This is a genomic window from Actinoplanes sp. NPDC026619, assembly GCF_040638295.1.
Classification (GTDB): domain Bacteria; phylum Actinomycetota; class Actinomycetes; order Mycobacteriales; family Micromonosporaceae; genus Actinoplanes.
In genome coordinates this window covers 24,113-43,416 of sequence record NZ_JBEZYA010000004.1, presented here as the reverse complement: position 1 = coordinate 43,416, position 19,304 = coordinate 24,113, and the positions used below count along the sequence as shown (strand labels likewise).

Sequence of the window (19,304 nt, the reverse complement as noted above, 5' to 3'; positions counted from 1 at the left end):
AGCCGGTCGGGGCGCGGGCCGGTTCGCTAAGCCACGCCTCTCGGCGCGGTGAGCTAAGCCGCGATCAGCTCGGCGATCTGCTCCGTCGTCTGCGCCTGGGCGAACGGGAACATGACGTGCAGCGAGGTGCCGTCGCCCGGCCGGTCGGAGAGCGCCACCGTGGCGTGATGCGCGTCCAGGATCTTCTTCGCCACCGCGAGACCGCGGTCCGGGCCGGAGATCTCCGACGAGTTCGAGATCGCGCCGTAGTAGAGGTGCGGGAACAGGTCGGGCCGAATGCCGTCGGGCATGTCCATGTCGTCGAGACGGACGGTCGGGCCCGACTCGATCTCGGTGCCGACGCGCACCCGGCCGCCGGTCGGGGTGTACTTCACCGCCGCGAACAGCAGGTGGGTGAGCACCTGCTCGAGACGCACCGGGTCGGCGATGATCGGCAGCGCCGGACCGCCGGCCTGGTTGAGGATCCAGATCTGCTTGGTGGTCGCGATCGGCCGCACCGCCTCGACCGCCCGCTGGGTGACCCGGGTCAGGTCGATCTGCCGCATGTGCAGGCTCTCGCTGCCGAAACCGGCTTCCGCCATGGTGGTCAGGTGGTGCAGCAGGTCGAGGAAGCCCCGGATGTGCCCGGATGTGGCCCGGCCGACCAGCTCGGCCATGTCGACGTCGTGATAGCCGGTGGTGCCGAGCTTCTCCAGGTACGTCGACATCAGCCGCAACGGCGCCCGCAGGTCACCGCCGACCAGCTCGGCGAGGTCGTCCTTGCGCCGCTCCAGCTCCTGCAGCCGGGCGGTGGTGTTGGCCAGCGCGATCGCGTGCCGGCGCAGCTCCATCTGTGAGGTGACCTGCCGGGCCAGCGCCCGCAGCGCCTGGAGCTGCTCGATGTCCAGGCTGCGCGGCTCCTTGTCGACCACGCAGAGCGTGCCGAGCGCGTACCCGTCCGTGGTGACCAGCGGCGACCCGGCGTAGAACCGGATGCCGCCCTCCATGTCGACGCACGGGTTGTCGGCGAACCGGGCGTCCTTGGTCGCGTCCGGCACCACCAGCAGATCCCGGCCGAGGATCGCGTGCGCGCAGAAGGAGAGGTCACGAGACGTCTCGGTGAGATCCGCACCGACCCGCGCCTTGAACCATTGCCGGTCCGTGTCGACCAGGGTGACCAGCGACATCGGCGTCTCGCACACGTTCGATGCGAGCTGCACGATGTCGTCGAAATCCTGCTCCGGGCCGCTGTCGAGGATGTCGAGCGAGTAGAGGGCGGCCAGGCGGTCGGTTTCGTTGTCGGGCAGGGGAGCTTGCATGGGACACCTCCGAGGCTTCGCTCAAGAGATACCACCCAAAAGTAGCGAATCCGACTTTTCCCTTGAAGGCCAACGTTCTTGCCTGGGAGAACACCACTTCACCAGATATCAGGCGCAACATCCGACACGTTGATGCTGTTGATGTGGGCGCGGGCCATCCGGCCCGCGCCCCATCTTTCTTTCTAGATCTTGCCGACCCCGGCGCCTGCCTTCACCAGGGCGGAGACGTCGGCGGTCGCGCCAAGCGGGAACGAGTACGGCGGAGTCGTGAACGACCCGGTCTGCGTGATCACCGGCTCCTCGCCACCGAAGTCGTTGCCGCTGATGTTCGCGAATCCGTCCTCATCGGAATCCTCGGTGGTCCAGACCGGCAGCTTCACGTTGACGAACACGTTGTTCTGCACCAGGCACTGCGCCGACATCAGGCAGTGGATGCCGCTGGTCGAGGCGTTGCTGAACAGGTTGTCGTAGATGTGCGCGGTGCCGAACCGCATGCGCGGCAGGCGGGACGCCACGTTGTCGAACCAGTTGTGGCTGTAGGTCACCCGCAGGTGCCCGGTGTCCTCGGCCGCGTTGCTGTCGCTGTGCCCGACCAGCGAGCCCTTGAAGTGGTCGTGCAGGTAGTTCCACGACACGGTCACGAAGTCGGTGGCGTGCGTGAGGTCCACCATGCCGTCGTAGAAGTCCTTGTCGTGACTGGTGTCGTTGAAGAGCTCGTTGTGGTCGATCCAGATGTGGTCGGACACCTGCGCCGCGATCAGGTCGGTCGGCGCCTGCGCGAACGAGATCTTCAGGTTCCGGATGATGACGTTGCTGGCCTTCTTGATGAAGAAGCCGCCGCCGGTCAGGCCCGCGTTCGCGGTGGTGCCCACGATCGTCTTGTTCGACGAGACGACGACCTGGTCATCGCCACCGCCCTGGATCACGGTCGAGAGCTGCAGGATCTTCGGCCCGTCCGAGGCGGCCTCCTCGACCAGCTGGGCCAGCGACGTGATCTTCACGGTCGTGCCGCCGGCGCCACCGGTCGTCCCGGCGCCGAAGCCGATCGGGCTGGTCTCGAAGCTGCCACTGGGCGCGGCAGTCGTCGGGGCCACGGTCGGGCTCGCGGTCGGACTCGCCGTCGGACTCGCCGTGGGCGAGGTCGTCGGGGTCGAGCTGCTGCCGACGGTCACGCTCACATCGTCGAACTGCGCCGTCGCATCGTACGTCTGAAGCCCGATCCGCCCCTTCGCAAAGGCGGTGGCCGTCCCACTGACGACCGGCGCCCCATTGACCGACCCGATCAAAGAGCTTCCGTCAACAGCCAGACCGATGGTGTACGAGGTGCCGGCGCTCACCGTCAGCGCGGCTTCGGACAGCACCGTCGCGGTTCCGGACTTGACCGATTCGAGCCGTACCTTGTTCGCCCCGGTCAGCGCGAGGCGGTAGTAGCTGGTCGCACTGGTCGAGCGGGCCACGATGGCGGCGTACCCGTCGGAGGCGACCGACAGCGGCTCGACCTTGGCCGACACGGTGTAGTCGGTCCAGTCGGTCAGCCCGGCGAACTCCCGGGCCAGGGTGGCGCCGGTCTTGGCCTGCTTCAACACCTGTGAACCGGCACTGACCACCGACCAGGTGCCGCCCGACTTGCTCCAGCCGGCGGTGTTGCCGTCCTCGAAGTTGTCGGCGAAACCGGTGGCCGAGGCCGCATCGGCGTCGGCCCACGACACGGTGGCCAGGCTGCCGAGTCCGACCACGACGGCGGCCACGCCGGCCGTGAGGACGATCTTTCTCTTCTGCACGGGGATTCCTTGCTCTAGGGGGGAGCGGTAAGCGCTTGCCGAAGGACGTCGTGGTGGGTGGTCCTTGCCCCCGAGAAAGGTTGCTTTTGTGACCGCCGTCACATCCACAGCTTGCGGACAGGTTCCATTGACAGATTTACCGGCGTCTATCCCTGGACATCCACAGAGGAGAAATCTGATGCATGACGACGACGAACCCGTCGGCCGGCTGCTCAGCCGAAGGCAAGCACTGGTCACCCTGAGCCTGGCCACCGGCGCCGGCCTGGCCGTGGCCGCGGGCGCGGGGGCCACCGCCCAGGCCGCGGCCCGTCCGCCGGTAACCACCATCGACTGCGTGGCCAAGCCGGAGATGACCGAGGGCCCCTACTTCGTCGACGAGGGCCTGAACCGCTCCGACATCCGGATCGACACCTCGGACGGCTCGGTGTCGGCCGGCACCAAGCTCACCCTGGACCTGAGCATCCTGCAGATCACCGAGGGGGTCTGCGCGCCGCTCGCCGACGCCCAGGTGGACATCTGGCACTGCGACGCGACCGGGGTCTACTCCGACGAGGCGGCGAACGACTCGGTCGGCAAGACCTTCCTGCGCGGCTACCAGGTGAGCGATCGCCACGGGAAGGTCCGGTTCATCACCGTGCTGCCCGGCTGGTACCAGGGCCGCACGGTGCACATCCACCTCAAGGTGCGAACCACCGGCACCGACGGGAACCCGTACGAGTTCACCTCGCAGTTGTTCTTCACCGAGGAGTTCAACGCCGCGTTCCTGGCCACCGACCCGTACGCGGCGAAGGGCACCCCCGACACCACGAACGCGACCGACGGCATCTACAACACCGTCGGCGACCAGATGCTCCTGCAGCCCACCCGCCAGGGCCAAGGCTGGTCGGCCTGCTTCGCCATCGGCATGGACCTCTCCGACACCGCAGTCGGCGCCCCCGACGGCGGCATGGGCGGCCCCGGCGGCCCAGGTGGCCCCCCGCCAAGCGGCCCGCCCCCGTCCGGCACCACGTCACCAACCCCAACGGAGTCGGCCTAAGCGACCCACCGCGGGGAGCCGACCCGGCTCCCCGCCACGCCGACCTCACCACGGACGGAGTAGGCGCAAGAAGCCGCAAGCCGCAAGCCGCACAACCATCGCGGGGCTTCCGGGGGCTCGGCCCCCGGAGCAGAAATGACAAACGCCGCGGGTCCGCGCTTTCTGCGGACACACGGCGTTACAAGTTTGTGTGGAGCTGTGGGGATTTGAACCCCAGACCCCCTCGATGCGAACGAGGTGCGCTACCAGACTGCGCCACAGCCCCTTACCACCCGTCGGACTTCGTCCGCCGAACAGCAGCAAGGCTAACAGGTCGACCTACTGGGTCGCGAACCGACCCACCACGAGTCACGCGGTGTGGTGCCGGCCGCCCGCCTCGTACGCTCGGCCGCGCAGGCCGCCGGCTCGGCGATACGAGACCGAGCCCGTCGCCGGCAGGTCGTCCGGATCGCGGTCCAGGCCCATCGCCGCCCGGCGTACCGCCTCCTTCTGCGCCGCCAGGCGCTTCTGTGCCTCGCGCCGTGCCGCGGCCCGCCGGGCCTGCTCGCGGCGGACCTCCGCCTGCCGGGCCGCCAGCCAGGCCGCTTCCCGGGCTTCCTCGCGCCGGCGACGGCGGTCGGTGATCGCCCGGTTGCGCAGGTGCACCAGGTAGAGCGCGAGCAGCGTGCCGGTGGCCGCGAAGCCGATCCAGAAGCCGGGCCCGACAGCGACCACGCCGACCAGCTCGATGACGTTGAGAAGCAGCAGCGCCGCGAAAACGCGGCGCCGGCGGATGACCGCGGGGGTGTGCCGGCGCGGCGGTGGGCGGCGGACCGGGCGCTTGCCGGTGACCAGGCGCAGCCGGCGCTGGGGCTTCGAAGATTCAGAAGCCGGGGCCGGAACCGTAACCGTAACGGCCCGGGCGGGGTTGATCGGTCGTCGTCCGGGCACGGTTCGGAGACGGCGGCGGCGCTGCAGCACCCGCGCCGTCGACGACGCCCGCTCCGCGGCGAGACGCTCGGTCGCGTCGTACCGGCGGACGAGTGCCGGTGCGAGTGCGAGCAGTCCGGCCGCGGCGAGGACGGCGAGGAGCACCGAGGTCGGCACCCTCACCCCTCCCGTCAGCTACGGGCGGTCCGCTTTACACTCCCCCGGAGGCGGACCGCAAGTCCCAATCCACCCGAGGCTACGGGCGGGAGCTGCGGAAATGCGTGCGCCGCGCCGGTCAGTTGAAGCTGTGAAGATCGGCGATCAGGCGCGTACGCGTCGCCAGCGGGCCAGCAGGCCGCCCTCGGCGGCAATTTCCTCGCTGGTCAGGGCATATCCAAGATGGTCACGCCAGCCGCCGTCGATGTGCATGTAGCGCTGGTGGTACGCCTCTTCGCGGAAGCCGAGCTTCTCGACGACGCGGCGGGACGGGACGTTTTCCGGGCGGATGTTGACCTCGATGCGGTGCAGGCCGCCGGGGCCGAAGGCGTGGTCGACGGCGAGGGCCAGCGCGGTGGGGATGACACCCCGGCCGGCGACCCGGGCGTCGACCCAGTAACCCGCGTACGCCGAGCTGAACGCCCGCCGGACGATATTGCCCAGGTTGAGGTGCCCGACGAGCTGGCCGTCCAGGCAGACCGCGAACGGCATGCTCTCACCGCGCCGGGCCGCACGCTTCATGTCCTGGTAGACGTAGTGGTAGGCGCGCACCGAGTTCATCTCGGACCACGGGCCGGGCGGCGCCGATTCCCAGGGGGCGAGCCACTTCTGGTTGGCGATCCGCACTTCGGACCAGGCCCGGCCGTCGCCCCGCTTGTAGGGCCGCAGCAGGATCGGACCGTCCGCCAGGACGGCGGGCCATCCGGGAACCGCCCCCACGAGCATCATCGCCTCCGGTCGAGCAACAGGACGTCCACGGTCGAGCCGGCGGCCGCCGTGGTGACCCGTTCGCCGAGGACCAGCAAGCCGTTGGCCTCGGCCAGGCCGGAGAGAGTGTAAGGCCCACCGGCGAGTGGTTGCACGGTGTAGCCGCCGCCGCGTCGCTCGGCCACATGTGCCGGCCGGAACTCGCGCAGGCCGCCGGGGGACGAGACGGTCTCCAGCAGGTGCGCCTTGACGCTGGGGCGGAACACCGGCTCGGCGCCGGCGAGCAGCTGGATGACCGGCCGGGCGAGCACCTCGAAGCCGATCAGGGCGGCGCCGGGCTCGCCGGGCAGGCAGACGACCGGCACCTCCTCGCCGCCGACGGTGCCGAAGCCGAGGGTGGCGCCGGGGCAGAGGGCCACGTCGGTGAACTCGACGACGCCCCGGCCGGGGTCACGGCGGGACAGGACGCGGCGCAGCATGTCGCCGGGTCCGGTGCCGGTGCCGCCGGTCGTGATGATCAGGTCGGCCCGCAGCGTCTGGTCCTCGAGCAGGCCGCGCAGGCCTTCCGGGTCGTCGTCGCAGATGCCGATCCGATAGGCCAGGGCGCCCGCCTCGACCGCGGCGGCGGTGAGGGCGTGCGAGTTGGCGTCGACGACCTGCCCGGGCTGGCTGGGCCGGCCGACGTCGACGAGCTCGTCACCGGTGGCGACCACGACGACGCGCGGGCTGGGCCGCACCATCACGTGCCCGATCCCGGAGGCGGCGAAGGTGGCCACCATGGCCGGCGTCACGTATGTGCCGGTGGACGCGAGCACCTGGCCGGCCGCGATCTCCTCGCCGGCCCGCCGGACGCCGGAGCCGCGTTTCGGCGCGTGCAGGATCTCGACGGCGGCCATGCCCTGGTCGGTCCAGTGCACCGGCACGACCACGTCGGCGCCGATCGGCAGCGGCGCGCCGGCCGCCACCGAGAAGCAGGTGCCGGGGGTGAGCCGGACCGGGCGCCAGCTGGCCGCGCCGAGGTCGCCGACGACGTTGAGGCGAACCGGCCGGCCGTCGACCTTGCCGAACGACGACGGGTGCGCGCCGACCCGGCCGGCCGACGCGAGGTCTTCCCACCGGGCCGCGTATCCGTCGATGGCGGCCTGGTCGAAGGCCGGGTACGGGTGCGGGGCGAGCACGTCGCCGGCCAGGACGTTGCCGTGAGCCTGCGTCAGGTCGAGGTCGAGCGGAGGCAGCGCCCGCAACCTGCGCAGCACGCTGCCCAGGTATTCGGCGAGAGGCATCAGCTCGTTGGCGGCCGCCTCGGCATCGGCCGTTGCCGTCATCCCTTCGAACCGCCGACGGCAGAACCTCCGGCGGCAGAACCCCCGGCGACGAACTCGGCCAGCCAGGTCCGGAACTCCTCGCCGATGTCCGCGCGCTCGCTGGCCAGCTGAACCACGGCCTGCAGGTAACCGAGCGGCATGCCGGTGTCGTAACGGTGGCCCCGGTAGATGATGCCGTGCACCGGCACACCGTCCTGGAGCAGCTGGAACATCGCGTCGGTGAGCTGGATCTCGCCGCCGTTGCCGGGCTTGGTGTTGGCGATCGCGTCGAAGACGGAGCCGGGCAGGATGTAGCGGCCGAGCACGGCCAGGTTGCTGGGCGCTTCCTCGGGCGACGGCTTCTCGACCAGCCCGGTCACCTTGACGATGTCCTCGCCGAGGTCGGACGGCTCCACCGAGGCGATGCCGTACCTGGATGTTTCGGAGGGCTTGACCTCCATGAAGGCGAGCACGATCCCGCCCGTACGCGCCTGCAGGTCGAGCATGGCCGGCAGCAGCGGCTTGTCCTGCTCGACGAACTCGTCGCCGAGCAGCACCGCGAACGGGTTGTCGCCGACGTGCGAGGCGGCGCAGCCGACCGCGTGGCCGAGGCCGAGCGGCTCACCCTGGCGGCAGGTGTAGATGTCGGCGAGCTCGCTGGTGCGGCGCACCTGGGCGAGACGCTCCAGGTCGCCCTTCTCCTCGAGGCGCTGCTCGACGTCGGGCCGGCGGTCGAAGTGGTCCACCATGGAGGTCTTGCCGCGGCCGGTCACGAGCAGCACGTCGGTGATGCCGGCCGCGGCCGCTTCCTCGACGATGTACTGCAGGACGGGCCGGTCGACGACCGGCAGGAGCTCCTTCGGCACAGCCTTGGTGGCTGGGAGGAACCTGGTGGCCAGCCCGGCCGCGGGAATGACGGCCTTGACCGCCCGGCGGCCGGTCGCATGCGCGTTCGTGGTCATCGAGGTCACACCTTCGCTAGATCGTGCCCGGGTATTCAGCGAGACTATCGGCCGCGAGCTTGGCGCGGCGGCTGCGGCCCACCGGTGGCGGTGGGCGCGGGATCAAATTTCGCATCGGCGAGGCGGTAGGTGTCACGCCCCGCATTCTTTGCTGCGTACAGAGCGTTATCGGCGGCCCGGAGCACCCGTTGCGCGTCGGCGCCGTGCTCGGGGAAGACCGCTACGCCGATCGAGACGGTCACGGAGATGCCGCCGAGGCCCTCGATCGGCATCGGCCGGGCCCGCACGGCCGCGCCGAGACGCTCGGCCACGATCGCCCCGCCGTACGCGTCGGTCTCCGGCAACAGCACCACGAACTCCTCCCCGCCCTGGCGGAACGCCACGTCCACCTCCCGCAACCCGACCCGGATGCGCCGGGCGAACTCGGCGAGCACCGCGTCCCCGGCCGCGTGCCCGTACGTGTCGTTGACCGCCTTGAAGTGGTCGAGGTCGAGCACGAGCACGGCGAGCATCCGGCCGAAGCGGCTGGCCCGCTCCACCTCCCGGCGCAACGACTCCCGCAAGTAACGGTAATTCCACAGGCCGGTCAGCGGGTCGGTGAGCGAGAGTCGCTGGGCCTCCTCGTGTACCCGGACGTTGTGCACGGCAATCCCGGCCTGACCGGCGAAGGTGCGCAGGGTCTGCAGGTCGGAGTCGTCGAAGTCGTCGGCGCCGACCCGGTCGTAGAGCGCCAGCACACCGAGCGTGGCCGGCCCCCCGTCGTCCAGGGCGAACGGGTCATCGGCCGGGGCGGGCGACCGGATCGGCACGGCCACGTACGTACGGCATGGTGGCTCGACCGAGCCCACCTCGCCGTGCCCCCGCCGGGCCTCGCCGGCCGCGGCCACGCCGCCGAGGACCCCCGAGCCGACCCGCAGCGAGGGCAGCTCGGCCGCATCCCAGCTGCCGGTCAGGCCGAGCGCGCAGCGCGCCATCAGCTGTTCCCCGGTCGCGTCGATCAGCAGCACCACGCCGGCCCGGGCGCCGGTGGCGGCGAGCGCGGTCCGCAGGATCACCTGGAGGATCCGGTCGACGTCGTGGGTGCTGGACAGCGTCTCGCCGAGGATCGCCAGGTGGCCGCGCAACTGGTCCCGGCTGGCGGTGAGCGCCTGCACATACGCCTTGAGCTCGCGGGTCATCCGGTTGAAGGCGGCGGCGAGCCGGCCCAGCTCGTCCGGGCGCACGATCGGCACCCGGGTGTCCAGGTCGCCGCCGGCCACCCGGTCGGCGGCGCGCGCGAGGTCGCCGAGCGGACGGGTGGTGGAGGCGGCCAGCCAGCGCGCCACCAGGATCGCGGCGAGGCCGGCGACGAGCACGACGGCGAGGAGAACGCCGTACAGGAAAGTGGGATTGCTCTTGTGCACGCTCAGCGTGAGGGGCAGCGGCTGGCCCGGCTCCGCGCTCAGCGTGCGGCTTTCCGGTCGCTGCTCGGCGCCGAAGGTAATGCGCGCGCCGCTGGTGGCGGCGAGGCGAGCGAGAAAGTCGCCGTCGACCGTCTGCACCGCGATCACCTCGGCCGAACCGGCGACGGCGGTGGCGGAGACGGCGGTGGCCTGTTCTCCGGTCGGGCGCGCGCAGTCCCCGGTGGTCGTCTCGGCCGCGCTGAGCGGCATCGCCGCGGCGACCTCGGTGACCCGGATGTCGCTGGCCAGGCCACGCACGACGAGCTGGCGGGCGACGGCCTCGCGCTCGGCGGCGGGCACCACCGCGACCGCGTCGGCGGAGGCCTGCAGCTGCCGGCAGATCGCTCCGATGCCGGTGCGGACCGTGGTCACGGCATGATCGAGTCGTTCGGCCGCGCGGTCGGCGCTGACCGTGCTGACGGTCATCGCGACGAAGATGGACCCGAGCAGGACCGGGCCGAAAACCACCACCAGGAACGCGGTGGTCAGCCGGCCGCGCAGCGTCACGCATCCTCCCGGGAGTGGTCCTCTTTGGGGCGATGCTGACATAGTGTGCCCCGTTTGCCGCTTTTCGAAAGGGGGTGTTGCATGTCCGATTTAACCGGTGACGGAGAAGGATCTCCAGCAGCCAAGATCGCGCTGCGGAGTCAGTTGATTACAGCACGCCGCGCCCGGCCATCTTCCGCCCGCCTGGCTGCCGACCACCAACTTCAAGATCAAATTCTGGCTTGCGTACGCCGTGAGCACCCGTCCACTATCGCCGCGTATGTCCCGATCGGCACCGAGCCCGGCGGCGATCTCCCCGCAGTCCTCGCCACGCACGCCCGCGTACTCCTGCCGGTGCTCCTGACCGACGGTGATCTCGACTGGGTTCACTATGACGGCCCGTCATCCCTCGCACCCGGCCCCCGCGGCTTGCGCGAACCGTCCGGCCCTCGCCTGGGCGTGCACGCAATCGCCACGGCCTCTCTTGTACTGGTGCCGGCCCTGGCCGTTGATCGCCGCGGGATGCGCCTCGGCAAGGGCGGCGGCTCCTACGACCGCGCCCTGGCCCGCCTGACCGAGCCGGGTCGCCCGCCGGTCGTGGCACTGCTTCACGACGGCGAACTCGTCGACGCGGTGCCGGCCGAACCGCACGACCAGCCGGTGGACGCGGTGATCACACCCAGCGGCTGCTTCACGCTCAATCCGGCCGCCGAGTGGACGAAATGACCTCCGATGGCGCAACATTGGCACTCGGAGTTGGCGAGTGCCAGCAGCCGACCTTTTCCGGAGGAGCCGTGCCCACTTATCAGTACGCCTGCACCGAGTGCGGTCACCAGCTCGAGGCGGTCCAGTCGTTCTCCGACCCGGCGCTGACCGAGTGCCCGAACTGCAGCGGCAAGCTCCGCAAGGTGTTCAACTCGGTCGGCATCGTCTTCAAGGGCTCCGGCTTCTACCGCAACGACTCCCGCGCCGGCGCCGTGAGCCCCGAGAAGCCGGCCACCACCGGCGACTCCTCGACGAAGTCGGACTCGTCGTCCTCGTCCTCGTCGTCGAGCTCGGACAAGTCGTCGTCGAGCAGCTCCGCGCCGTCGTCGTCCTCGTCGTCCTCTTCGGCGTCGTCCTCGTCGTCTTCGTCGAACGGCTCGTCGTCGAGCGGTGCCAAGGCCGCATCAACTTCCTGATTTCAGCACCTCTTACAGCGCGCCAGGCCACCCGGCCTGGCGCGCTTGTTCGTGTCCGGCCCGCTCGGGTGACGTGGCGCTCTCCGCATATCAAGATCGGGGCGGCCGTGGGAGTTATCCACAGTTCGGGGTTGTCCACAGCGCCCCAGCGAGCGATCCTCCGCCCCGCCTAACGTCTGCCGCGGCGCCAACGACCACGGCGCCTCGGCGAGGGAGGGCACGGACATGAGCAGACCCCGTACGGCCCGCTATGGGTCAGCTCAGCCCAAGGCACACGGGACGGCCGGCCACGAAAGTGGCGATGGGCGCCTCGATCCCGTGCGCTGGCACCAGCCGACCCGCGGCACGCTCCTACGCCTCGTAGCGGTCGCGGCCCTGCTGGTCACCGCCGCCGCGGTGTCGTGGTCACCCGCGCGTTCCTGCGCGGACCCTCGGGCCGGCGTCGCGGCCGATCCCCCGCGAAGTGCGGCCGCGACGCCCCCGAGGGGCAGCCCGTCACCGATTGCCCCGGCCGATCCGGCATCCTCGGTCGATCCGGCAGTCTCGGCGGGCCTGGCGGCTCCGGCTGGCCGGCCGGAGCCGGCCGGGCCTGCGGGCCCGGCAGTGCCGTCAGGCAGCGTCGGTGTGCCGATCCGATTGGCCGATCCGGCCGCGCTCGGCGTCGTGCGCCCAGGCGACCGCGTCGACCTGCTCAGCGTGGGCGAGAACGGCGGCGCCGGCTCGCCGGTGGCGACGGCAGCGCTGGTGCTCGAGGTCAGCGGCGACCCGTCGACCGGCAGCCTGCTGCTGGCGCTGGGCCGCGCCGACGCCGAGCAGGCCCTGGCCAAATCCAGCCACGGCTTCGCCATCCTGATCCGCCCCGACTGAGCCCAGCGGCTCAGCCCAGCGGCTCAGACTCAGCCCAGCGGCTCAGACTCAGTCCAGCGGCTCAGCCCCAGTGGGGCGGGCGGTCTTCCAGGAGCCGGTCGTCGTTGTTGTCGCCGCGCTCACCCCAGCCGAGCTCGGTGTCGTCACGAGTCTGGTCGGGCAGGATCGCGACCTCCTCCGACTCGAAATCGACCTCGCGCTCAGCGTCGTTATCGCGCTCGGGCTCATCCAGAATGTCCACGGCTACGAGGGTAGGCCGCGCCGCTGCGGACGTCTTCCCCCTTCGGCTGTACCGTCGGTGAACGTGAGCTCCCCCACCGGCGTCCCGGACGACGACGCGTACTGGCAGCGCCCGGACCCGTCGTCCGCCCAGCCCGCCCCGCCTCCGGCGCCCACGACAAGGAACGAGCACGCCTATCCGGGGCCGCCCAAGGCGCCGCCACCGGTGGCGGCGTGGCGGCCGCCGACGATTGCTCAGCCGCCACCGCCGCGCGCGCTGCCGTCGCAGGACATGGACGCGATGGACGAGGCCGAGGGCTCGGCCCGCACGGTGACCTACGGCGTGGGCCTGGTCGCCGGCGCGATCGCCGTCATCCTCATGTGCCTGCTCTGCGCCCGAGCCATTTTCTGACCGCGCGCCGCCAACCGGGCGCGCCACCGCTCAGCGCGCCCCCGGTCGGCACCCGCGCGGCCGGCGCGACACCGGCCGGGCGGGCACCGAGGTGCGCGCCGGGCTCGGGGCTAAGACTGGCCCCACACGGCGTGCGCGCCGGAGTCGCCGGTGCGGTAGACGTAGTAGACGGCGATCACTGCCAGCACGATCATCACTGCGGACAAGACCCACTCGACGATCTTCGGGAGCGCGCCGCGCCGGACGAGGACCACCTGAGCCAGGGTGACGACGCCGAGCGCCAGCGTGAACCAGAACGTCACGCTGCCGAAGTGCATGTGGTCGTTGAGATTCTGGCCGGCCTTCATGCCCTGAGCGGCCAGCCGGTCGAACAGCTTCTCGCCGGATTCCCGGGTGACGAACGTGGTGATCGGCGCGACGACGGCAAGCGCCACGACCGCCCACTCGATCTTCGGGCGCCATTTGGCGACCAGCGCGTACACGATGGCGCCGAGGGCCAGCAGCGGAACGAAGACGACCGCCGCATGCAGCACCAATGCGTGTACCGGCAGGCCGTTTACCTGGTCGAACAAAGCGCCTCCTCGATCATGAACCGACCGTCAGCTTAGAAGTATGTGACGGCGCAAGCATCCGCTGTGTGCGCTTACGCCCGTACGCCCGATCTGGTTCATCGCCTGCCTGTTGGGGTTTCCGCTCGAGCGTGTTGTCATGGACGAATGTCCACCGGTGAAGAACTGCTACGCGAACACGGCCTGCGGGTCACCCGGCCGCGTCTCGCCGTGCTGGAAGTTCTCGCCGAGGGTGGCCACCTCGAGGTCGACGAAATCGCCCGTCAGGTCCGCGACCGGCTCGACTCGGTCTCCACCCAGGCCGTCTACGACGTGCTCGGCGCCCTGTCCCGGGCCGGCCTGGCCCGCCGCCTCGAACCGGCCGGCAGCCCGGCCCGCTTCGAGGCCCGGGCCGGCGACAACCATCACCACATCGTCTGCCGCGGCTGCGGCGCCATCGCCGACGTCGACTGCGCGGTCGGCGAGCGGCCCTGTCTCACTCCGGGCAGCCAGCACGGCTTCGAGGTCGACGAGGCCGAGGTCACGTTCTGGGGCCTTTGCCCGGCCTGCCAGGCGCGACGCCGGGCCGACTGAGTTTCCCCCGACGGGGGCCGTTTCTGAACAGGTTCAACTTTCGCCGCTTTCCGTGGCAGTCTGGATCGCATGACTGGCGACGTCGGGCTGTTCGGACCGGGCTCGGTCACCTGGAAACTGCATCAGGAACCGATCCTTCTGCTGGGCGGACTCCGCTCCCTCTACCTTCAGGCGCTGCACCCGCGCGCGGTGACTGCCGTCGCGCAGAACTCCCGCTACCGCGCCGATCCGTGGGGCCGGCTCACCCGCACGTCCGCCTACGTCGGCACGGTCGTCTGGGGCACCACCGAGGAAGCCGAGGCGGCCTCGCTGCGGGTGCGCCGCATGCACGCCCGGATGACCGCGGCCGACCCGCGCACCGGTGAGCGTTTCCGCATCGACGAGCCCGACCTGCTGCGCTGGGTGCATGTGGCCGAGGTCGAGTCGTTCCTCTCCACCGCGGTCCGGGCCGGCGTCCGCCTCACCCCGGACGAGATCGACGGCTATTACACCGAGCAGCTGAGAGCGGCCGAGCTGATGGGCCTCGACCCGGCCACCGTGCCGGCCACCGCCGACGAGGTCTCCGCCTACTACGACGAGATGCTGCCGACGCTCGCGCTGAGCCGGGACGGCCTCGAGACCGCCCTCTTCCTGACCGTGCCGTCGGTGCCGGAGAGCTGGGGCGGCCGAGCCTTCCGGCTGGGCCTGACGCTCGGGCCGACCCGTTGGGCCTATTTCGGCATCGCCGCCACCGCGATGGCGCTGCTCCCGCCGTGGGCCCGCCGCCTCTACGGCGGTTTCGGCCTGCCCACCACCGACCTGACCGCTGACCTGTCGGCCCGCGGCCTGCGTTTCCTGCTCTCCACGGTGCTGGCCACGATCCCGCGCAGCCTGCGCGTGGCCCCCATCCGCGAGGCTGCCCTGGCCCGAGCAGCCGAGGCAGCCGTCTCCTGATCAGTAAGCCGCCCAGCCACCCCGGCGGTGTCAGAAAGCCGCCCCACGGCGTCAGAGACCCGGCCCCAGCGGCGTCAGGACGCCGCGCCCAGGTGCTCCACCGCCGCCCATTGGTCCTTGGCCGGGACTCCGGCGCCCGCCGGGCAGGTCTTGCGGAAATCGCACCAACTGCACAGCGAGCCCGGGTTGGTCGGGAACTCTGCGTCGGGGTCGGCGCCGGCGGCAACCGCCTTCTCGGCGGCCATGATGTCGCGGGCGGTGTCTTCCGCGCGGCGGACCTGCCGGGCCAGCGACTCCTCGGTGTGATCGTGGGCCGCCACCGTGCCGGTCGGCAGGTGGTGCAGCTCCACCCGATAACACGGGCGGCGGAACACGCGCTGGGCCGCCCACGCGTAGAGTGCCAGCGCCATCGAGCCGCGGGCGTCGCCGGAGTCGAGGCCGGACCGGCCGGTCTTGTAGTCGACGATGACCGCCTCGGCCCCGTTGTCGCCGACGCGGGCGTCGATGCGGTCGGCGCGACCGTTGAACGCCAGCACCGCCGTCTTGGTGGCCACCACCCGCTCGACGCCGAGCGGCTCCTCCTGCGGGTCGAGGGTCGCCACGTAGGCCTCAAGCCAGTGCAGCGCCTGCTGGTAGGCGAGCCGCTCCTGGTCGACGTCGCGATAACCCTCGCGCACCCAGGTCGACTTGAGCAGGGTCGGCAGCGCACCGGGCGCCCGCCGGTCGAGCGGCAGGGCGAACCAGTTTTTCATCGCGGTGTGGACGCTCGCGCCCAGCGAGTTGTGCGCCCAGGGCGGGCCCTTGGGCGGGGTGGGGCGGTCGACGTAGGAATAGCGGTAGCGCCGGGGACAGTCGGCATAACTGCCGAGCTTGCTCGGCGTGCAGACGAACAGCCGCTCGGGCATGCCGTCGAAGCCGAGCTGCTCGGGCACCGCGGTGCGGGGTCTGGTGGAAGCCACGCGGTAATCCTGCCAGCCCCCTCCGACAAAATTTCAGGCCGGGAACGCGGCGGCGTAGAGCTTCACGAATGAGTCGATCGCGTCGGCGATCAACTGCACGGCGATGGCGGCCAGCAACAGGCCGGCGATGCGGGTCAGCACCTCGATGCCGGCCGGGCGCAGCAGCTTGACGATTCCCCCGGAGAAGCGCAGGACCAGCCAGACGGTGAGCATGACGAGCACGATGCCGATGCCGATCACCGCGTACTCGGCGACGCCGTCGGCCCGGCGCACGAACAGCATGGTGGCGACGATCGCGCCCGGGCCGGCCAGCAACGGCGTACCGATCGGGACCAGGGCGACGTTGGTGGTCTGGCCCTGCTGTTCGGCCTCGTCGGTCTTGCCGGTGAGCAGTTGGAGCGCGACCAGGACGAGCAGCAGACCGCCGGCGCCCTGCAGCGCGGGGAGCTGGACGTGCAGGTAGTCGAGCAGCGTCTGGCCGGCCACCGCGAAGCCGACGATCACCCCGAGGGCGAGCAGCACGGCCTGGGTGCCGGCCTTCATTCGCTGCCGGGGCGGCATGGCGCCGGTCAGGGCCAGGAAGACCGGGACCATGCCGGGCGGGTCGACGATGACCAGCAGGGTCACGTAGACCTCACCGAGGAACTTCAGATTCACCCGATCAAGGTAGGGGCCCGGGCCCGCTCGCGCAGGCCGGTGCGTCGAGCGTCACCCCAGGACCGGAACTCCGGTCGCGGCGGACACGATTTTCTCGTACGCCTCAGGAGCGGTGGTGAACGCGCCGAGCCGGACCGTCTTGTGCGTACCGTGAAAATCGGAGGATCCGGTGACCACCAGGCCCAGGCTTTCGGCCAGCGACCGCACGTGCGCCCGCTCCTCCGGCGAGTGGTCCTCGTGGTCCGCCTCCAGTCCGAAGAGGCCGGCGTCGGCCAGCTCGGCGATCAGCCGGTCCGGCACCACCCGACCGCGCACGGTGGCCCGGGGATGCGCGAACACCGCAACCCCACCGGCCGCCCGCACGGCACGCACCCCTTCAAAAACATCAAGATCAGACTTGGGTACGAAGTAACGCGCTCCCAGCCAGCGTGAGGCGAAGGCCTCGTTCGTCGTCCGCACCAGGCCGGCCCGGATCAGCGCCTGGGCGATGTGCGGCCGCCCGACCGAACCCCCGGCCGCGTAGCCGTAGACCTCGTCCCAGGTGATCGGCACGCCGTCGGCACGCAGCTTCGACACGATCTTCTCGGCGCGCTGCTCCCGATCGGTGCGCAGGGCGGCCAGGTCGGCGGCGAACCGAGGCTCGGCCGGGTCGAAGAGATAGGCGAGCAGGTGCAGGGCGATCGGGTATTCCTCGCCGCCGTACCACCGGCAGGAGAGCTCGGCGCCGCGGACCAGGGTCAGCCCCCCCGGCCGTGCCTCGGCAGCGGCGGCCCAGCCACCGGTGGTGTCGTGATCGGTGATCGCCATGACGTCGAGGCCGGCGGCCGCACCCGCGGTGACCAGTTGCGCGGGGGTGAGCGTGCCGTCGCTCGCGGTCGAATGGCAGTGCAGGTCGATTCTGGTCACCCGAAAACGCTACCGGCCGCGCACAAGGCGCGACCGGGCGGAACCCAGATCCCTTCGTCACAACAAGATCGTCAGGCGTCGTCGCCGTCGCCGTCCTTGCCGAGACGGGCCTCGACGGCCTGCGGCTCGTACATCTCCTCGACGACTCTCAGGTAGAGCTCGTTGGGGTTGGGCAGGTGCTTGACCTCGCGCAGCGCCTGGTCCTGGCCGGCCGACTCGAGGACGAACGTGCCGTAGCTGAGCATGCGGCCGAGGGCGGACTGCTCGTATTTCATGTCGGTCACCCGCAGCAGGGGCATCATGGCGACCCGGCGGGTGATGATGCCGTTGACGACCATGACCCGCTTGTTGGTCAGGATGAACCGGTCGAAATACCAGTCGAAGACTTTCCATGCCACCCAGCCGATGACGCCCAGCCAGATCAGCACCGCCACGGTGACCAGGCCGTCGACATTCTGCCGGGTCAGAAAGCCGGCCAGGTATCCGAGCAGGAGGGTCGCGCCGGCGCCGACGGCGAGCGGGGTGGAGAGATGGATCCAGTGTCGCTTCCACTCGCCGCGATATCGCTCGGTCGGGAAGAGGTAGCGCGCGACCAGAGTGGTCGGCTCGTCCTCGAGGGGAAGCACGCGGCGGGGTCCGCCTCCACCGCCCTCGGGGCCCAGACCGGCTAGCTCTTCCTCGGTGATGATGGGCGGCTCGTACTCGCCCGGATCGGCATAGCCGGCGTCCGGCGAATAACCGGCGTCCGGCGAGAAGCCGGGACCGTCCGAATAGGCACGCCGCCTGGCGTACTCAGGATCGACGTCGTCCTCGTAACGGAAACCGAAGTTTTCGTCGTCCTCGCCTCGAGGCTCGTGCGGCTCAGCAGGACCACCCATGTAGTGATGCTAAGCGACGAGGTTGGTGAAGAACTGGCCGAAGCCCCGGGCAATATCGGCGATCGTCCCTCCGAGGGAGGAGAACACATCTGCCGCCGAGTTCGGGTTGAAGGCAATGAAAAAGATCAAGAACGCGATACCAAGCCAGGTTAGAACCTTCTTGATCATGGCGGGCCTTCTCCTGTAGGTGCGGGTGACGGTCAGCGCCGCGGCAGTACTGACGGTATCAGCTTCGTCGCTCGGTGTGAACAATGTAACCGAAAAGCCGATACCGAACCCGCAGGTCAAAGCCCGTTTTTCAGGCTCGTCCATGCAGGTACGGGGACGGCGCTCCGTACACGAGCTCGGGCGGCACACCCTCGGCAAGATCATGTAGCACCACATGCTCCGCGAGAAAGTAGCCCGCGCTTGCCGGCCACGCTACCGCATAGAGCCACATTCCTTTGGCCTCACTCACGTAGGCGCTTCGATCTTCCGGGGACTTGACGCACCACAGTGGAGTGGGGTGCCCGGCCGCCTTGATCTTGGCATGTGGACCGGCATGTCCATTGGGGTCGGCCAGGGCCTCGGCGATCAAATAACCCGGGTCGATGCCGGGGATGCCGGCGAAGCGGGTGCCCAGACCGACACCCGGCTGCTCGGCGATCAGGACCACATCGGCCGGTCCGCCGCCGAGCGGTTCGGGACCGCTGCACGAGATCGCGCTCGCCCGCACGCCACGGCGGTCGTCGCCGGCCCAGCCGGCCCCGGTCACCATCCACCCGGGCGGCAGCGGCCAGGGGCACCAGAACGGCACCCGCTCGGGCGACGGCTGGCCCAGCATGCTGTCGACGATCTCGGCGCTGATGTGCTCGGCCACGTGGAACGGCGGAACGTCACCGCAGTTGTCGCAACGCCAGTCACTGTGCATCAGGTCCGGCTTCCGAACCTGCGCAGCGCATCTGGGGCAACTCAGTGTGACACCCACCGTCTAACCGTGAGGTGCGGCGGGTCCCCCGTCAAGCGAAT

Annotated in this window: 22 protein-coding genes, 1 tRNA gene and 1 pseudogene; 7 read left to right on the top strand and 17 right to left on the bottom strand. The window is 70.4% G+C overall.

Annotated elements, in window-relative coordinates; genetic code table 11:
• Positions 1-53: 53 nt before the first annotated feature.
• Together AB0E90_RS10785 and AB0E90_RS10780 are read right to left on the bottom strand one after the other, a co-directional pair.
• Positions 54-1,298, bottom strand: coding sequence for a GAF domain-containing sensor histidine kinase (locus AB0E90_RS10785; RefSeq protein ID WP_360402556.1), 1,245 nt, complete (start codon positions 1,296-1,298; stop codon positions 54-56).
• A gap of 182 nt (positions 1,299-1,480) precedes the next feature.
• Entirely contained in the window at positions 1,481-3,079 is a 1,599-nt protein-coding gene (locus AB0E90_RS10780; RefSeq protein ID WP_360402554.1) for a polysaccharide lyase family 1 protein, read from the bottom strand.
• A 178-nt stretch (positions 3,080-3,257) separates the two neighbouring features.
• On the opposite strand from AB0E90_RS10780, the gene AB0E90_RS10775 reads away from it, so the two are divergent.
• The gene (locus tag AB0E90_RS10775; protein ID WP_360402552.1) at positions 3,258-4,115 is read left to right on the top strand and encodes a hypothetical protein; all 858 of its coding nucleotides are present in this window, start codon (positions 3,258-3,260) and stop codon (positions 4,113-4,115) included.
• Between the two features lie 191 nt (positions 4,116-4,306).
• Here AB0E90_RS10775 and AB0E90_RS10770 read toward each other — a convergent pair.
• The 6 genes from AB0E90_RS10770 to AB0E90_RS10745 form a co-directional block, all read right to left on the bottom strand.
• A tRNA-Ala gene (locus tag AB0E90_RS10770) sits at positions 4,307-4,380 on the bottom strand.
• Between the two features lie 83 nt (positions 4,381-4,463).
• Positions 4,464-5,201, bottom strand: coding sequence for a hypothetical protein (locus AB0E90_RS10765; protein ID WP_360402551.1), 738 nt, complete (start codon positions 5,199-5,201; stop codon positions 4,464-4,466).
• A gap of 144 nt (positions 5,202-5,345) precedes the next feature.
• Positions 5,346-5,969: a GNAT family protein gene (locus tag AB0E90_RS10760; protein WP_360402549.1), complete on the bottom strand. Its 624-nt coding sequence runs from the start codon at positions 5,967-5,969 to the stop codon at positions 5,346-5,348.
• Positions 5,966-7,273, bottom strand: coding sequence for a gephyrin-like molybdotransferase Glp (glp, locus tag AB0E90_RS10755; RefSeq protein ID WP_360402547.1), 1,308 nt, complete (start codon positions 7,271-7,273; stop codon positions 5,966-5,968). The genes AB0E90_RS10760 and glp overlap by 4 nt, the downstream gene beginning before the upstream one ends.
• Positions 7,270-8,214 (bottom strand): UTP--glucose-1-phosphate uridylyltransferase, encoded by a 945-nt coding sequence (locus AB0E90_RS10750; protein ID WP_360402545.1) that lies wholly within the window; start codon positions 8,212-8,214, stop codon positions 7,270-7,272. The genes glp and AB0E90_RS10750 overlap by 4 nt, the downstream gene beginning before the upstream one ends.
• A 44-nt stretch (positions 8,215-8,258) precedes the next feature.
• Positions 8,259-10,163 (bottom strand): diguanylate cyclase, encoded by a 1,905-nt coding sequence (locus AB0E90_RS10745; RefSeq protein ID WP_360402543.1) that lies wholly within the window; start codon positions 10,161-10,163, stop codon positions 8,259-8,261.
• A gap of 81 nt (positions 10,164-10,244) precedes the next feature.
• Here AB0E90_RS10745 and AB0E90_RS10740 point away from each other — a divergent pair, with 81 nt between their 5' ends.
• Positions 10,245-10,868 carry a 5-formyltetrahydrofolate cyclo-ligase gene (locus tag AB0E90_RS10740; protein ID WP_360403314.1) on the top strand — a complete coding sequence of 208 codons (624 nt, stop codon included), beginning with the start codon at positions 10,245-10,247 and terminating at the stop codon, positions 10,866-10,868.
• A pseudogene (locus AB0E90_RS10735) lies at positions 10,865-11,077 on the top strand (FmdB family zinc ribbon protein); the annotation flags it as partial. The gene AB0E90_RS10740 and the pseudogene AB0E90_RS10735, both read left to right, overlap by 4 nt.
• A gap of 14 nt (positions 11,078-11,091) precedes the next feature.
• Here the strand turns inward: AB0E90_RS10735 and AB0E90_RS10730 are convergent.
• Positions 11,092-11,304 (bottom strand): hypothetical protein, encoded by a 213-nt coding sequence (locus tag AB0E90_RS10730; RefSeq protein ID WP_360403360.1) that lies wholly within the window; start codon positions 11,302-11,304, stop codon positions 11,092-11,094.
• Positions 11,305-11,947: 643 nt separating this feature from the next.
• Between AB0E90_RS10730 and AB0E90_RS10725 the strand changes: the two genes are divergently transcribed.
• On the top strand, positions 11,948-12,190 hold the full coding sequence (locus tag AB0E90_RS10725; RefSeq protein ID WP_360402541.1) for a hypothetical protein: 243 nt from the start codon (positions 11,948-11,950) through the stop codon (positions 12,188-12,190).
• 61 nt (positions 12,191-12,251) lie between these two features.
• Here the strand turns inward: AB0E90_RS10725 and AB0E90_RS10720 are convergent, their stop codons facing one another.
• Entirely contained in the window at positions 12,252-12,431 is a 180-nt protein-coding gene (locus AB0E90_RS10720; RefSeq protein WP_360402539.1) for a hypothetical protein, read from the bottom strand.
• A 63-nt stretch (positions 12,432-12,494) separates the two neighbouring features.
• Between AB0E90_RS10720 and AB0E90_RS10715 the strand changes: the two genes are divergently transcribed.
• Complete coding sequence (locus tag AB0E90_RS10715; protein ID WP_360402537.1) at positions 12,495-12,821, top strand: translation initiation factor 2; 327 nt, start codon at positions 12,495-12,497, stop codon at positions 12,819-12,821.
• Positions 12,822-12,931: 110 nt separating this feature from the next.
• On the opposite strand, the gene AB0E90_RS10710 is transcribed toward AB0E90_RS10715, so the two are convergent.
• Positions 12,932-13,393 (bottom strand): DUF2231 domain-containing protein, encoded by a 462-nt coding sequence (locus AB0E90_RS10710; protein WP_360402535.1) that lies wholly within the window; start codon positions 13,391-13,393, stop codon positions 12,932-12,934.
• 144 nt (positions 13,394-13,537) lie between these two features.
• Here AB0E90_RS10710 and AB0E90_RS10705 point away from each other — a divergent pair, with 144 nt between their 5' ends.
• Positions 13,538-13,963, top strand: coding sequence for a Fur family transcriptional regulator (locus tag AB0E90_RS10705; protein WP_360402533.1), 426 nt, complete (start codon positions 13,538-13,540; stop codon positions 13,961-13,963).
• Positions 13,964-14,032: 69 nt separating this feature from the next.
• On the top strand, positions 14,033-14,896 hold the full coding sequence (locus tag AB0E90_RS10700) for an oxygenase MpaB family protein (RefSeq protein WP_360402531.1): 864 nt from the start codon (positions 14,033-14,035) through the stop codon (positions 14,894-14,896).
• Positions 14,897-14,970: 74 nt separating this feature from the next.
• Here the strand turns inward: AB0E90_RS10700 and AB0E90_RS10695 are convergent, their stop codons facing one another.
• The 6 genes from AB0E90_RS10695 to AB0E90_RS10670 form a co-directional block, all read right to left on the bottom strand.
• On the bottom strand, positions 14,971-15,801 hold the full coding sequence (locus tag AB0E90_RS10695; protein WP_360403312.1) for a PD-(D/E)XK nuclease family protein: 831 nt from the start codon (positions 15,799-15,801) through the stop codon (positions 14,971-14,973).
• An 87-nt stretch (positions 15,802-15,888) separates the two neighbouring features.
• The gene (locus AB0E90_RS10690) at positions 15,889-16,512 is read right to left on the bottom strand and encodes a MarC family protein (protein WP_360402529.1); all 624 of its coding nucleotides are present in this window, start codon (positions 16,510-16,512) and stop codon (positions 15,889-15,891) included.
• 51 nt (positions 16,513-16,563) lie between these two features.
• Positions 16,564-17,418 carry a PHP domain-containing protein gene (locus tag AB0E90_RS10685; RefSeq protein WP_360402527.1) on the bottom strand — a complete coding sequence of 285 codons (855 nt, stop codon included), beginning with the start codon at positions 17,416-17,418 and terminating at the stop codon, positions 16,564-16,566.
• A gap of 71 nt (positions 17,419-17,489) precedes the next feature.
• Positions 17,490-18,296, bottom strand: a complete 807-nt coding sequence (locus AB0E90_RS10680) for a PH domain-containing protein (RefSeq protein ID WP_360402525.1) — start codon at positions 18,294-18,296, stop codon at positions 17,490-17,492.
• Between the two features lie 9 nt (positions 18,297-18,305).
• A complete protein-coding gene (locus AB0E90_RS10675; protein ID WP_360403358.1) occupies positions 18,306-18,608 on the bottom strand; it encodes a hypothetical protein in 303 nt (100 codons plus the stop codon).
• Positions 18,595-19,263: a DUF6758 family protein gene (locus AB0E90_RS10670; protein WP_360402523.1), complete on the bottom strand. Its 669-nt coding sequence runs from the start codon at positions 19,261-19,263 to the stop codon at positions 18,595-18,597. The genes AB0E90_RS10675 and AB0E90_RS10670 overlap by 14 nt, the downstream gene beginning before the upstream one ends.
• Between the last annotated feature and the right edge of the window lie 41 nt (positions 19,264-19,304).

What these genes read in the sequence shown, in the direction of transcription:
- AB0E90_RS10695 (WP_360403312.1), bottom strand. Translation starts at nt 15,801, where the DNA reads ATGCCCGAGCGGCTGTTCGTCTGCACGCCGAGCAAGCTCGGCAGTTAT.
- AB0E90_RS10675 (WP_360403358.1), bottom strand. Translation starts at nt 18,608, where the DNA reads ATGGACGAGCCTGAAAAACGGGCTTTGACCTGCGGGTTCGGTATCGGC.
- AB0E90_RS10750 (WP_360402545.1), bottom strand. Translation starts at nt 8,214, where the DNA reads ATGACCACGAACGCGCATGCGACCGGCCGCCGGGCGGTCAAGGCCGTC.
- glp (WP_360402547.1), bottom strand. Translation starts at nt 7,273, where the DNA reads ATGACGGCAACGGCCGATGCCGAGGCGGCCGCCAACGAGCTGATGCCT.
- AB0E90_RS10680 (WP_360402525.1), bottom strand. Translation starts at nt 18,296, where the DNA reads ATGGGTGGTCCTGCTGAGCCGCACGAGCCTCGAGGCGAGGACGACGAA.
- AB0E90_RS10705 (WP_360402533.1), top strand. Translation starts at nt 13,538, where the DNA reads ATGTCCACCGGTGAAGAACTGCTACGCGAACACGGCCTGCGGGTCACC.
- AB0E90_RS10785 (WP_360402556.1), bottom strand. Translation starts at nt 1,298, where the DNA reads ATGCAAGCTCCCCTGCCCGACAACGAAACCGACCGCCTGGCCGCCCTC.
- AB0E90_RS10700 (WP_360402531.1), top strand. Translation starts at nt 14,033, where the DNA reads ATGACTGGCGACGTCGGGCTGTTCGGACCGGGCTCGGTCACCTGGAAA.
- AB0E90_RS10775 (WP_360402552.1), top strand. Translation starts at nt 3,258, where the DNA reads ATGCATGACGACGACGAACCCGTCGGCCGGCTGCTCAGCCGAAGGCAA.
- AB0E90_RS10740 (WP_360403314.1), top strand. Translation starts at nt 10,245, where the DNA reads ATGTCCGATTTAACCGGTGACGGAGAAGGATCTCCAGCAGCCAAGATC.
- AB0E90_RS10760 (WP_360402549.1), bottom strand. Translation starts at nt 5,969, where the DNA reads ATGATGCTCGTGGGGGCGGTTCCCGGATGGCCCGCCGTCCTGGCGGAC.